At 66.1% G+C, this 13,626-nt stretch carries 10 protein-coding genes; 4 read left to right on the top strand and 6 right to left on the bottom strand.

The window, feature by feature from the left end; all coding sequences use genetic code 11:
• Positions 1–290: 290 nt before the first annotated feature.
• Positions 291–614, top strand: coding sequence for a hypothetical protein (locus TA3x_RS17720; RefSeq protein WP_435015986.1), 324 nt, complete (start codon positions 291–293; stop codon positions 612–614).
• Positions 615–634: 20 nt separating this feature from the next.
• Here the strand turns inward: TA3x_RS17720 and TA3x_RS17715 are convergent, their stop codons facing one another.
• From TA3x_RS17715 to TA3x_RS17705, 3 genes are all read right to left on the bottom strand, one after another.
• Positions 635–1,051: a hypothetical protein gene (locus tag TA3x_RS17715; RefSeq protein WP_435015985.1), complete on the bottom strand. Its 417-nt coding sequence runs from the start codon at positions 1,049–1,051 to the stop codon at positions 635–637.
• A 97-nt stretch (positions 1,052–1,148) separates the two neighbouring features.
• Entirely contained in the window at positions 1,149–1,970 is an 822-nt protein-coding gene (gene lpxA / locus TA3x_RS17710) for an acyl-ACP--UDP-N-acetylglucosamine O-acyltransferase (RefSeq protein ID WP_435015984.1), read from the bottom strand.
• Positions 1,971–2,064: 94 nt separating this feature from the next.
• Positions 2,065–3,114 carry a Gfo/Idh/MocA family protein gene (locus tag TA3x_RS17705; RefSeq protein WP_435015983.1) on the bottom strand — a complete coding sequence of 350 codons (1,050 nt, stop codon included), beginning with the start codon at positions 3,112–3,114 and terminating at the stop codon, positions 2,065–2,067.
• A 554-nt stretch (positions 3,115–3,668) separates the two neighbouring features.
• On the opposite strand from TA3x_RS17705, the gene TA3x_RS17700 reads away from it, so the two are divergent.
• The 3 genes from TA3x_RS17700 (at position 3,669) to TA3x_RS17690 (ending at position 11,703) form a co-directional block, all read left to right on the top strand.
• On the top strand, positions 3,669–4,424 hold the full coding sequence (locus TA3x_RS17700; protein ID WP_435015982.1) for a PPC domain-containing protein: 756 nt from the start codon (positions 3,669–3,671) through the stop codon (positions 4,422–4,424).
• A gap of 471 nt (positions 4,425–4,895) precedes the next feature.
• Positions 4,896–10,304 (top strand): beta strand repeat-containing protein, encoded by a 5,409-nt coding sequence (locus tag TA3x_RS17695; RefSeq protein WP_435015981.1) that lies wholly within the window; start codon positions 4,896–4,898, stop codon positions 10,302–10,304.
• Between the two features lie 160 nt (positions 10,305–10,464).
• Positions 10,465–11,703: a glycosyltransferase gene (locus TA3x_RS17690; RefSeq protein WP_435015980.1), complete on the top strand. Its 1,239-nt coding sequence runs from the start codon at positions 10,465–10,467 to the stop codon at positions 11,701–11,703.
• On the opposite strand, the gene TA3x_RS17685 is transcribed toward TA3x_RS17690, so the two are convergent.
• The 3 genes from TA3x_RS17685 to TA3x_RS17675 all read right to left on the bottom strand — a co-directional run bounded on the left by TA3x_RS17685 (position 11,680) and on the right by TA3x_RS17675 (position 13,406).
• Positions 11,680–12,123 carry a response regulator gene (locus TA3x_RS17685; protein ID WP_435015979.1) on the bottom strand — a complete coding sequence of 148 codons (444 nt, stop codon included), beginning with the start codon at positions 12,121–12,123 and terminating at the stop codon, positions 11,680–11,682. The two genes, TA3x_RS17690 and TA3x_RS17685, sit on opposite strands and share 24 nt — an antisense overlap.
• Before the next feature lie 179 nt (positions 12,124–12,302).
• Positions 12,303–12,740, bottom strand: coding sequence for a DUF2171 domain-containing protein (locus TA3x_RS17680; RefSeq protein ID WP_435015978.1), 438 nt, complete (start codon positions 12,738–12,740; stop codon positions 12,303–12,305).
• A gap of 159 nt (positions 12,741–12,899) precedes the next feature.
• Complete coding sequence (locus tag TA3x_RS17675; RefSeq protein WP_435015977.1) at positions 12,900–13,406, bottom strand: hypothetical protein; 507 nt, start codon at positions 13,404–13,406, stop codon at positions 12,900–12,902.
• Between the last annotated feature and the right edge of the window lie 220 nt (positions 13,407–13,626).

Below are 13,626 nucleotides of genomic sequence, written 5' to 3'. Positions count from 1 at the left end.
ATGTGCAAGGCGACGAATGAGTGAGTCGTCGGCCGCCCCCGATGCCGCAGGCGGCCGGGGAAGGCGTAGGGGAAGATAGCGGATCCCTGGGGCGAAAGATAGCGAACCTTCCGGTTCGGCCGTCTCCGCGCTCCGATCGGCGTCGCCGCGGGCGACACGGCCGGGTCTCGGGGCCGATGCGCCGGCGATCCCCGTGGACTTCCCGGCGAATGAACCGGACAATATCGATGCGGGGCGGGCGAGGAATCGACCGGACCGCCCGGACCGCCGCACCCCAGGGAGTCAGAGCCGTGTCAAATTCCGCCTTCAACCCGCTCTATCTGACCCTGTTCCTGCTGGTCGCCTGCTTCGCGATCACCCTCTTCATCTCGATGCGGCTGAGGCGCGAGGTGGAGGAGGATTCGACCCCGACCACCCCCAAGGAAGTCTACGGGCCCCTGGAACAGGCCTACTACGCCGGCCTGATGCACGAGGAGGAGTACCTCCGCATCCGCGAACAGATGGCCCGGGCGGCCGCGGGGACGGCGGTCGCCGACCAGCCCGCGACGGCCGGAAAGAAGAAGCCGCACCCGCCGGTGGACGAGTGGGCTTCGTGGGACGCCCCGGGCGCCTGAACGGGCGGGGTGGGCCGGGGCTACTTCCCCTTGCCCGCCTCTCGGGTGGCCGTCCAGCCGAACTCGCTCGCCTGGCCCTCGATCGACACCGAGACCGTGCCGTTGATCGTGTCGGAGTCGCCGAGCTTTCCCTTGTACTCGGATCGACGCTTGCCGTGGGTGCTGGCGAAGCTCAGGTTCTTGCCGTCGAGCTTGAGGTTCTCCACCTTGACGGCGGGCTTGTCGTCGAAGCGCTCGCGCCCGGTGAGCTTGTCGTTCTCGCCTTCGAGTTCGAGCGTGTGCTTGTGGGTCTCGCCCGCGGCGTCCTTCCACTTCCAGGTCCAGGTCCCGGCCAGCTTGGGGACGACATCCTCGGGGGCGGGCGCGGCCGCGAGGCCGAGGGTGGCGAACCAGGCCGCGAGGCCCAGGGCCATCGCGGCGTGTCGGATTCCGATCATGGCGCTGTTCCAACGGTGCGAGCGGATGGGCCGATTCCGCGGCGGGATCGGTGCTTCCTCTGCCTAATCAGCAACCGGCGCGCCAGGCCCGGCGCGGTCAGGCGGTCTGGCGGGTGCGTCCGGGGTCGCGGGCCGGGCTGATGCCCAGCTTGCTGGTGCGGACGAAGGCGATGAACTCGGCGACCTCGGGGACCTCGCCGAGATCGGCCTCGATCTGCGCGAGGGCCCCGGTCTGGGTCCGCCCCTCCTTGTAGAGGATGCGGAAGGCGGTCCGGAGGGCCGAGATCGAGTCGTTCGAGATCCCCGCGCGGCGGAGGCCCACCAGGTTCAGGCCCGAGACGCAGTTGTACCCCTGCTGGAGGACGAACGGGGGGATGTCCTTGGTGACCGAGCCCAGCCCGCCGAGCATCGCCAGGCGGCCGACGCGGACTTTTTGCTGGATGGCACAATGCCCCGACAGGATGCACCCATCCTGGAGTTCGACGTGCCCGGCGACCAGGGCGCCATTGACCAGGGTACAATCGTTGCCGACGATCCCGTCGTGGCCGACATGGCTGCCGACCATGAACAGGTTCCGGTGGCCGACCCGGGTGACGCCCCCGCCGACGACGGTGCCCCGGTGGATCGTGACGTGCTCGCGGAACGCGTTGCCGTCGCCGATCCGGAGCGCCGTGGGCTCGCCGCGATATCCCTTGTGCTGCGGGCCCTTGCCCAGCACCGCGCCGTGTCCGACGACATTGTCGCGGCCCATCGTCATGGGCCCGCTGAGGCACGCGTGGGCCTCGATGACCGTGCCGGGGCCGACCGTGACATCCCCCTCGATGATCGCATAAGGGCCGACCCGGACATCGTCCGGCAAATCCGCCCGGGGATCGATCACGGCAGTCGGGTGGACCAACTCCGAAGTGATCATCGACATGCCCGCTCCTCCTTGAGTCGGCCGGTTCCGGCGGGCATCCTGCCCACCAATCGTTACCATCGGCCCGGTCCATCCGCTTTCTTGAAGGAAAGCTTCAGGAGATGTTCACCGCCCGCCCGGTGCGGGCGCTCTCGACCTCGGCATGGCAGATCGCCAGCGCCCGGCTGGCCAGGTCGCCCGCCAGCGCCGGCGCGGGGACGCCGGTGGCCACCGCCTCGACGGCCACCCCCAGCTCGGCCACGAAGGCGTCGATCGGATCGCCCGAGCCCGGCAGTTCCGGCCGCTCGACGCTCCCGTCGGCGTGCATCACCGACAGCGGCGTCGCCAGGTGCCCTTCCCCGCCCATGCTCGCGAACCCGTAGGCCAGCGTCGCCCGCTCCAGGTAGATCTCGAAGCCGTGCGAGAACGACCGGCCCGGCTGGCTCAGGGCGCCGGACACCGCCGACACGGCCAGGTTCGGGTCGTCGTAGAGGTACTGGGTCGAGAGGTAGGCCATCGCCCCGCCCTCCTCGACGCCCCGCGACTGGACGGCCCGGGGGACGCCGCAGAGCAGCCCGATGTAATGGGTGTCGTGGATGTGGAGGTCGATCGCCGGCCCGCCGCTCCGGTCCGCGTCGGCGATCCCGCTCGACCAGTCGGGCCGGGCGATCACGCGCGTCAGGTGGGCCGCCCGGAGCTTGCCGAACCGCCCCGAGGCCACCGCATCGCGGGCATAGGCGAATTCCGGGAAGAAGGGGAGGACATGCCCCACCATCAGCATCTTCCCGTTGGCCCGGGCCGCCGCCAGCATGGCGTCGGCATCCTTCGCCGTCAGGGCGATGGGCTTCTCCACCAGGACGTGCTTGCCCGCCTCCAGCGACCGGATCGCCTGGTCGGCGTGCTGGTCGTTGGGCAGGCAGAGGTCGACCAGCCCCACGTTCGGGTCCCGGAGCAGCTCGTCCAGATCGGCGTATGCGGCCCGGCCGGACAGGTCGACCTGCGTCCCCTTGGGGCCGAAGTTCCCCTGGATGCCGGTCCAATCCCCCGCCCTTTTCTTGGGGTCGCGGCTGCAAACGGCCACCACCTTGCCGCCCGAGAGCTTCTCGGCGGCCAGGTAGTGGATCCACCCCATGAACCCGATGCCAACGATTCCGATGCCAACCATGCAATCCTCTGGCGGAGATGATCGTCGGGGATCCTGCCGGCGAGGGGCATCCGGCCCCAATCCGCCCCGGCCGAACTCAAACCGGGCGGACTGGCTTGTAAGTCTCGCGATTGTGCCGGTCGCGCCGATTTTAGGCAAGCCCGGAAGCCGCCCCAATCTCGGGCTCATGATTTCAAGGCCCATCCCCATATGTGATCGCGGCCGTGAGTCGGAAGGTGATGAGTCCGGCGGAGGGAGACTGATTTTGGCCCACGGTGCCGACGGTTCGGTGTTCGTACTGGTGAGCTTATCTAAATCGTTATGGGGGCATCGGACGAAGATTTTGGCGGCATTGATCATGCTGATTCAATGCCAAAATAGACGAATCTAACCTATCTAAGAATGAAGTTGAATTTTGGAAACGCCTGCCGGTACATTCGTTGACATTCAACTATTACCTTCCCTATAGTGCAACCTCAATCGAAATGGATCCCGAGCTATCACAGTAGAACATGTGATGCGACTTGCCGGGGTCCTGGCATCCCGATTCGACATCTAAGAGACGGAGATACTGCATGGTTCCCGCCCGCAAATCCCTGCTCGTGGCGCTGTCTGGCCTGGCCCTCCCCCTGGTGCTGAGCCTCCCGGCCCGGGCGGCGTTCGTCGTCGAGAACGAGGCCAACGGGGCCAGCACGAACAACACCCTGGCCACCGCCCAGGCGATCTCGGCCGATGCCTTCACCCTGCCGACGCCCGCGAACGTCTTCAATCCTCCCGGCTACGCCACGGCGACGATCACCGGTCGCGGCGGCTCGGGCGACGTCGATTTCTACTCGTTCGTGGCGACGACGGCGGGTCAGCTGCTGATCGACATCGACAACAATCCCTTCACTTTCGATACGAACCTGGCGTTGTTCAATTCGGTGGGCACCCTGCTGGCTTTCGGCGAAGACTCCAACCCGGCTGACCCCGGCTCGCAGGTCGGCCTGGATGCATTCATCGGGACCTACACCCTCACCTCGCCCGGGACCTACTACATCGCCGTTTCCAGCGGCGGCAACAACCCGACGGCCCTTGCCAACGCCCAGTTCACGACACTGTTCCGGCCGGACGGATCTCCCGGCGGTTCCTCGCTCACCAGCGTCCCGGTCGGCGTCTCCACCTACGTCAACAACAACCCGCAGCCCAGCAATTCGGCCGCCTACACCATGCAGATCAGCTTCCAGGGGGCGCAGGCCGTCGTGCCCGAACCTTCCAGCATCGTTATGGTGGCCGTGGGCGCGATTGGCCTCGCCGGATTCGGCATCAGGCAGCATCGCAAAGGCGACTGAAACCCGCCTGTATGAAACTTTCCCACGAGCCTTCGGGGTGTCCCGGATGCGTCTCGAAGGCTCGATGATCGCTCACCAACCCAGGAATCCATCCGGCCGCGAGAGTTTCGATTGGTTCCGACCGGCGGATCGGTGAAATCCTCGCGAATCGTGAAGTGCTAGGTCCTCGCCAAGGACGGTCATCATGTCGGTCAACCCTCCCCAGGGGGACGACTCCCCCTCCTCCAGCGGTCCGAGTCCGAGCGTCGGGACGGCGATGATTGCCTGACCGAGTTCACATTGAAGTGAATGTCATTTAGCTCAAGGCCTTGGTCGGACTCACGATCCGTGCCGGCGCAACCCGTCCCGATCTTCGATCGAGACCAGGCTGGCCTGCTCGCGGCTTCGAGAGATCTTCCCCCCTACCATCTCGGGCTGACGGGGCGCCCATCGGCCCTGGTGGCTCTCTCCACCTTCATGAGGATAGCACCCATGCCGTTCCGTTTCTTTCGCAAGCGTCGCCCGATGGGATACCTGACCGGCGAGTCCGCCACCCGGATCAAGAGCCGGTTCGCCAGCCGGCGGATGCCGATCATCGAACTCCTGGAAGGCCGGCGCCTGCTGGCATCGTTGTTCGAAGTAACTCCGACGCTAGCCCCGACGGCAACCGACAACGACTACACCCGGATTGCCAGCCTGTTCGATGGATTGACCTCCAATGGCGAGGTGGCCTCCGGCGACACCGTCCTCCTGAGCGGCCGGTTCGACTGGAGCGAACCCAACGCCCGGAGCAGTTGGTCCCGCGGCAACAACGGCGTGGCGGGCGATCTCGATGATTATCACATCCTGATCCCGCCCAATTTGAACAACGTGACATTCACTTCGCCGTTGCTGGGCGGTAGCGCGGCAGGCGGTGCGACGATCGTGGGCCCCGGCGATGTGGCCACCGTGGACCTCGAAGGCTTCCTCGCCTTCGAACCCGGCGCCTTGACGACCGGGCCCGCCGCGACGAACTCCGGCTGGACGATCAGCAACCTCGAGATCGACAACTTCGACCTCGCCATCGGCATGGGCGCATTCCGTGCGGTCCAGACCCCGGCCGCATTCGACAACACGACCATCGCTGCGAACATAATCCGGGTCCCCGCCGACCTCAATGCTTCGGTGGCCCCGGCCGATGTCTTCCAGAATATCGGGATCTATTTCTCCTTCGGCGCCAATCAGACCATCGGCGGGGCCAACGGCGGCAACACCATCATCTTGGACGGTTCGGGGGCCAGCAACGGCACGAATCGTTCTTCGATGGTCGGCATCCAGTCCGACAGCTACGGGACGGGCTTGGCCTACAACGGATTGCTGATCGATCAGAATACCATCACCGTGACCGGCGCGCAGGCGCCCGATGCCGCCTCCATCGTCGGCATCTGGGAGAACGGCAGCGCCCACGGCAGTCAGATCAGGATCAGCAACAATCGTTACACGAATTCCGACGCTTCCGCACTCCCCGCCAACAACCGCCAGACGGCCTACCGGACCACGACCTTGTCCCGGGGTGTTGGGGTCGTCACGTTCGACAATAACACGTCGACCCGGGCCCATATCGGCCTCGACCTAACCTCGGGATACGCGGATTCCGGCCTCCTGCCGGTCCAGGTGATCAACAGCAACTTCATCAATAATGACACCGGCATCCTGATCACGACCGGCGCCTCGCCCGGATCCGGCGGCCTGGCCAACATCGAGACGTCGGCGTTCGTGGGGCCGGACAATGGTGCCGCCGGGGTGGGCGTGCGCATCGGCGTGGGCGCGTCCGCGACACTCTTCCGCAATCAGTTCGGCAATACTGAAAGCGCGGCGAGCTTCAACCTCAACACCGGGGTCCTGGTCGACGGCGGCACCCTGACGTCGGCCCGCGAGAACTTCATCAGCAATTCCTCGTCCGCCGGGATCAGCGTCCTCGCCGGGAGCACGGTCGGCCCGATCTTCAACAACAACCTTTCCGGGACCGCTTCAGCGATCAGCGTCGCCGCCGGCTATGCGGGGGTCGTGAATGCTTCGGGCAACTATTATGGCACCAACACCCCGGCGGGGGTGGCTGCCCGCGTGACCGCGGGCAAGGTCGACTACACCCCCTGGCTCGACGTCGCGACCGACGTGGGTAACGATCCCGCGAACGGCTTCCAGGGCAGTTTCGCCGTCCTGAACGTCGACGACGATAGCCCCCAGGTCGGGTCGATCACGCGGATCAACGAGGCCTACAGCATCGCCGAGGCAAACGGGATCACGCCGGTCTCCAATACGGCGAAGGTCCACGCCGGGACCTACCTGGAAGATCCGATCCAGATCGCCAAGACGTTCTCGATCATCGGCCAGGCGGCCCTCCGCACCGACGTCGTCATCCGGCCCACGACCGACACCGGTGGCGACCGCAGCTCCAACGGCGGATTCATTCGCGTCCTCCCCGCCCAGACGTTCAACGTCTCGAATGTCACCTTCGACGGCACCGGTCGCCAGGTCCTCCAGACGATCCAGCAGAACGGCTCGGGCGTCATCGATAACACCCTGTTCCAGAACCTGAGATACGGTCCCAATGAAGGCCGGACGGTCGAGGTCCGCTCGGGGACCGGCAACGTCTCCGTGACGAACTCGCGGTTCCAGAACGTCGGTCGGATTGGCGTCGAATTCAGCGCGAATGGCGCGACCGGGCTCATCGACAGCAACACCTATGTTGGCAAGGGTAATGTCCAGGGGATCGACTACGGCTTCCAGGTGAGCGGCGGGTCGACGGTCACGATCTCCAGGAACAACATCTCCGACACGACCGCCGTCGCCGACGATCTTTCCTCGTCGGCCGGCATTTTCGTCCTCTCCTACAACAACGGCGGGGCCCAATCGGTCGTCACGATCACCGACAACGTGATCACGAGGGCCACGACCGGGATCGTCGTCGGCTTCCAGCCGGGTGACACCAGCCGTGCCAAGATCACGGGCAACACGATCGACAATTCGACGACCGTCGCCGGCCTGTATCCGACCGTCGGGGTCAGCGTCATCTCCGCGACCGCTTTCCTGCAGGGCAACACCCTGATCGGCAATACCGATGTTGCCCTCGAGGTGACCGACGGCGCCCTGGTCGATGCCGGGCAGATTGGATCGGCGGCCTTCCCGACCAGCGACGTGACCCTCTTCGGCATCAGCACTGGCGGCAATACCTTCACGGTCCCGGCCGGTGCCCTCGCGATCCGCAACACCAACGTCGATGGGATCGGCGGGCCTCGCGGGCGTGCCTTCGACGTGTCGGCCCAGGGCAATACGTTCACCGGGACGTCGCGGTTGATCGAGGTGGAAGGCCTGATCAATCATGACATCGATACCGACGGTGCGACCGGCTTCGTCAACTACTTCGCGCCGTTCGCCCAGGACCCGCCGTCGGTCGCGAATCCTGGCGGCCCGAATGTGAATGTCACCTTGGGGGCGGCCGCCGACCGGGCCCTGGTGTACAAGACGGGCGGCCGGTACTACATCAATGATGTGTTCCTGGGCTCCGACCCGACCGTCACCTCCGTGACCGTCAACGGCAACGGCGGCAACGACGACATCGATGCTTCGCTCTTCGCCGGGACCCGGGCCTTCGCCGTAACCCTCGACGGCGGCGCCGGGAATGACACCCTCATCGGCGGCGAGGGGAACGATTCGATCTTCGGCGGTGCCAACGCCGACAGCATCGTGGGCGGCCTCGGCAACGACACGATCGTCGGCGGGCTGGATGACGGGACCGACTCGGGCGATACGATCAGCGGCGGGCTCGGTAATGATTCCATCACCGGCGGCGGTGGCAACGATTCCATCGACGGCGGGGCGGGGACCGATTCGATCCTCGGCCAGTCCGGCAATGATACCATTAACGGGGGCGACGACAACGACACCATCGACGGCGGGGTCGGCACCGATTCGATCGTCGGCGGCCTGGGCGACGATTCGCTGAGCGGCGGCCAGGACAACGACACGATCGACGGCGGAGACGGCGCGGACAACATCGCCGGTGGCGATGGAAACGACTCGCTGCTCGGCAGCGCGGGCAACGATACGATCACCGGCGGCCTGGGCAACGACTTCATCAGCGCTGGCGCCGACAACGACTCGGTCAATGCCGGGGACGGCAACGATACGATCGTTGGCGGCTCGGGCAACGATACGATCGTCGGCGGCTTGGGCGATGATTCGGTCATCGACGGCATGGGTGACGACAGCATCGATGGCGGTGACGGCAACGATTCGATCCTCGCTGGCCTGGGCAACGATACGATCGTCGGCGGCCTGGGCAACGACACCATCGATGCCGGCGACGGCGACGACGTCGTGACCGGCGGCGGCGGTGCGGATTCCATCCTCGGCGGACTCGGCAACGATTCGATCACCGCCGGCCTCGACTCCGAGAACGACAACGACACGGTCTCCGGCGGCGCCGGCAACGACACCATCTTCGGTGGCGGGGGCAACGACCTGCTCTCCGGCGACGGGGACAATGATTCGATCTCCGGCCAGTCCGGGGTCGACACGATCACCGGCGGCCTGGGCAACGACGTCCTTGATGGCGGGACCGGAAACGACTCCATCCAGGGCAACGCCGGCAATGATTCGCTGGTCGGCGGCGATGGCAACGACACCCTCGAAGGCAACGCGGGGGTCGATACCCTGGTCGGCGGCCTGGGGAATGACCTCGAAATCCTCGGCGACGTCGGCGATACCGATGACGAAGTCCTCAACGCCGGCACGGATCCGGGGAATGACACCCTGATCGGCGGCGGTGGCAATGATACGATCATCGGCGGCGGCGGCAACGACAGCATCCTGGGCGGCGGCGGCAACGACGTCATCACGGTGGTCGACGGCCCAAACCCCGGCGATGCCTTCGTCTTCATCGTCGATGGCCAGGGCGGCAACGATAGCATCACCGGCGGGGGCTTCAACGACACCCTCAGCGGTGGTGACGGCAACGACACGATCGTCGGCGGGGCCGGCAATGATTCGATCAACGGTAATGCCGGGTTCGATAGCCTCACCGGCGGGCTTGGGAACGATATCGTCATCCTTGGCGATGCCGGGCAGACCGAGTCGGAAAACCTCTTCGCCGACTCCGATCCAGGAGACGACACCCTGATCGGCAACGACGGGAACAACATCATCTTCGGCGGCAACGGCAACGACACCATCCTTGGGATGGGGGGGGATGATACCCTGTCGGGCCTCACCAACGGGTTCGTCTACCGCATCGAGGGCGGGACCGGGAACGACACGCTCACGGGGGCCGATGGGAATGACACCCTGCTTGGGCAGCAGGGTGTGGACAAACTCAGCGGCCTCGCCGGCAACGACATCCTCACCTTCGGGGACAATTCCGACCTTTCCAACGAAACCTACAACGATATCGACGCAGAAACCGGTGATGATACGATCAACGGTGGCGGCGGCAACGATACGATCTTCGCGGGGAACGGCAACGACCGGATCTTCGGCGATGACGGCAACGATCTCCTGAGGGTCAACAACGATACCAACGCGACGGTCGCCTATCTGGATGGCGGGGCCGGCAACGACATCATCCGCGGCGGGGCCGGCAACGACTCCTTGTTCGGCGGGTTGGGCAACGATTCGATCCTCGGCAATGGCGGCAACGACCTCCTCGAGGGTAACGATGGCAACGACACCCTGAACGGTGCCGCTGGTAACGACACCCTGGATGGCGGGACCGGGACCGACTTCACGACCGGTGGTGCCGGGTCCGATGAGTTCCGGTTCGAGTCGACCACCGATCCCGATGCGGTCTCCCCGTATCTCGTCGACTTCATCCCGGGCCAGGACCGCAAGCGGGACAAGAGCACCGGCAACCTGTTCTCCTGATCAATCTTAGACCCCGATCGACGCGTTAGTGTCGATCGGGGGCGATCCCTGGAGGATTTTCGCGAGCAGGCCGATCCTTGCAACGGATCGGCCTGCTCGCAAACGTATCTGGCGGCTGGTAGATTGGCCCCATCATCCCGGTGGCCCCGCGGAAAAGTCCATGCACATCCTCTTCGTCCATCAGAATTTCCCCGCCCAGTTCGGCCACATCGCGTCCTATCTGGCGCGGCACCGGGGAGATACCTGCACGTTCGTGACGCACCAGCCGGCGGGCGAGGGGGGCGGGGTGCGCCGGGTCCATTACGAGCCGATGGGGGGGGCCAAGGCGACCAACCATTATTGCACCCGGACCTTCGAGAATGCCGTGGCCCATGCCCACGGGGTCTACGAGGCGTGCAAGACGCTGGATCGGTCGCCCGACCTGATCGTCGGGCACAGCGGATTCGGGTCGACCTTGTTCCTTCGCGAATTGTTTGACTGTCCCATCATCAATTACTTCGAGTACTTCTACCGGCCCAGTGGGAGCGATCTCGACTTCCGCCCGGAGCATCCCCCGGAGGAGAAGGATCGGCTCCGGTCGTATGCTCGCAATGCGATGATCCTCCTCGACCTGGAGAATTGCGACGCGGGCTATTCCCCGACCCGGTGGCAGCGGAGCCTCCTGCCCGAGGCCTTCCGCGAGAAGGTCCGCACGATCTTTGATGGGATCGACACCTCCATCTGGCGTCGCCGCGAGGGCCTGGCTCGGGAAGTCGGGGGCCGCCGGATCGAGCCGGGGACGCGCATCGTCACCTACGTCTCGCGCGGGTTCGAGTCGATGCGGGGATTCGACGTCTTCATGAAGGTGGCGAAGAAGATCTATCAGGCTCGTCCGGATGTCGTCTTCCTCGTCGTCGGGGAGGACCGCGTTGCCTACGGCGGCGACCTCAAGCGCATCAAGGAGCAGAGCTTCCGGGAGCATGTGCTGGCGAGCGACGATTATGACCTGTCCAGGTTCATCTTCACCGGACGCGTGCCGCCGAACGAACTCGCCGAGATCATCTCGCTGGGCGACCTTCACATCTATCTGACCGTGCCATTCGTCCTGTCCTGGTCGCTCTTCAACGCCCTGGCGTGCGGCGCCACCGTCCTCGCGTCGGACACCGCTCCCGTCCGGGAACTCATCCATCCGGATCGGACCGGGATCCTCGCCGATTTCCACGACGCGGACGGGCTCGCCCGCCGGGCTCTCCAGGTCCTGGAGGATCCCTCGTCCTACCGGCATCTCGGCGAAGCCGGCGTCGAACTCATCGCCGGGCGATATTCGCTCGACCGGACGCTGCCTTTGATGCTGGAACTCTACGATGGCGTCTTGCAACGGGGGGCCGCCCGGGGGCTACCCTCGGGCGACCCCGGATGACGGCCCTGACGTGGGGTTGAGGACGCCCAGCAAGGTTTCCAGGTCGAATGGCTTGGTCAGATAATGATCGAAGTGGGCCTTGAGGGGGAGGCCCGGGCGGGGGACGGGGCTGTAGGCCGAGACCCCGATGATGATCGTGTGGGCGAAGGTCTCATCCCCCCGGATCTGCTCGGCGACCTCGTATCCGTTGAGTCCGGGGAGCTTGACGTCCAGCAGGATGAAATGGGGCCGGAATGCCCTGGCCAGGCCCAGGACGATGCGGCCGTCGTGGGCCTGCTTCACGTCGAAGCCGCAGTGCTCGAGCAGCATCGCGATGATGTTCGAGAGGTCGACATGGTCCTCGGCGATCAGGATCCGATAACGCTCCCCCGGCTGATTCCGGTAGAGGATCGAGCGGAAGCGTTCGAAGAGCGTGGTCATGAGGGCCGCCCAAGATCATGGAACTGCGGTCGCGCCGGCCCCGGGATGCGAGGGGACGCGAGGCTGACGGGGGAATAGCGTGATCGGTGGTCGTCCTCGACGGGACGGATGGGCCCGACGGGCGGGCGGCCGGGCCGGGCGAACCGCGAGGCGCCCGGCGATCCGGCGTGGATCGGTGATCAGGCCGGCGTCCACTGGCTCTGGACCTCGACGTGATCCTTGTTCAGATGAATATGATCGTGGACCTTGGCCACCCAGGAGAGGGGGATCAGGTGGTGCATGCCGTCCGGGCTGTCGCCCCGGGTCAGGCGGATGTTCGACCCTTCGACGTGGTCGACCCGGCCGACCTTGGTGCCGCAGGAGGCATAGACGTCCTGATGCTCCTTGATGTCGGCCGTGGAGCCGGTGGCCCCGGTGCTGGAGCCGAGCGACGCCCCGGTCGAGTGCTCGACCTTCTGGGCCATCTCCTCGATCCGGTTCCCGGCCTTGTGGGCGGTCTCCTTGGCCCAGTCGGCGGTCTCCTCCACCTTCTCGCCGACGGCGTGGCCGACCCTGGTGGCCGCCTCGGAGATCTTGTTGCCGGCGTCCTGGAGCTTGTCCTTGATGGAATCGGCCATGGTCATCGCCTCGTCGGGTTCGGATCGGCATCCCCCCGCCAACCGGTCGGGGAGGCCTCGGTTCTGCCTGGATGGCATGAGCAAAGGGAATGCCGATGCTTGACGAATGCCAGGGATTCCGGATCTCGCCGATGGCCGGGGACGGTGCGGGGCCGGGGCTCAGGGGGCGGTCGTGGGCGGGGTGGCACCGCCGAGCGCACCCTTGGCGGCGCCCAGGCGGAAGGCTTCGACGCCGGCCCTCTGCTCGACGGCCCGGCGCTCCAGGGTGGCGAAGTCGAGGTCGCGGAATTCGACCCGGTCGGCGGCGGCGGCCTTGAGCGACCGCCACATCAGCCGCTTCCCCTCGATGCCGAGGGACAGGGCCTCGAACGTTTCCAGGAGGCGGAGCCCGCCCCCGGATGGGTCGTCCAGCCAGAGCTTGAGCTGGGCGGCCTGCTCCGCGAGCCAGGCCGTCGCCTTGCTCGTCGGGGCCTGCGCGATGCCCAGCCGCCCCATCAGGGATTCCAGCACGCCGCGGTCGGCCGCGATGTCCTCGCGCAGGCCGGCGGCCAGGGTCGCGATCGGGGCGCCGGCGTGCGCCGTCTCGAGGCGATCCAGGAGTTCCAACGCGGCCACCGCCCCGGAGAGGTGGTCGTTGAGGTAGGCGGACACGAATGCGATGCTCATGATTTCATCGGCCTTGTTCCGGGTCGGGAAGGGGCGAAGCGGCGGCGCCCTCGCCCGGAGATGGTCGATCATCCCGGGCGGGCCGAGGGCCACGGCCGTGGCGATCCGTCGAACCTCGGGGCGGCGGAGTTGCCCGGGGGCCGGCCCCCCCTAGAATGTTCGCCGAACGTCGAATGATCGGTCCTGCGAACGGTTTCGATCGCAGATCATAGCATCCGAC

It is taken from the genome of Tundrisphaera macrotermitis, from assembly GCF_051175315.1.
In the GTDB taxonomy this organism is placed as follows: Bacteria; Planctomycetota; Planctomycetia; order Isosphaerales; family Isosphaeraceae; genus Tundrisphaera.
Note: the sequence above shows the minus strand (reverse complement) of the source record. Positions and strands in the feature narration are given on the sequence as shown.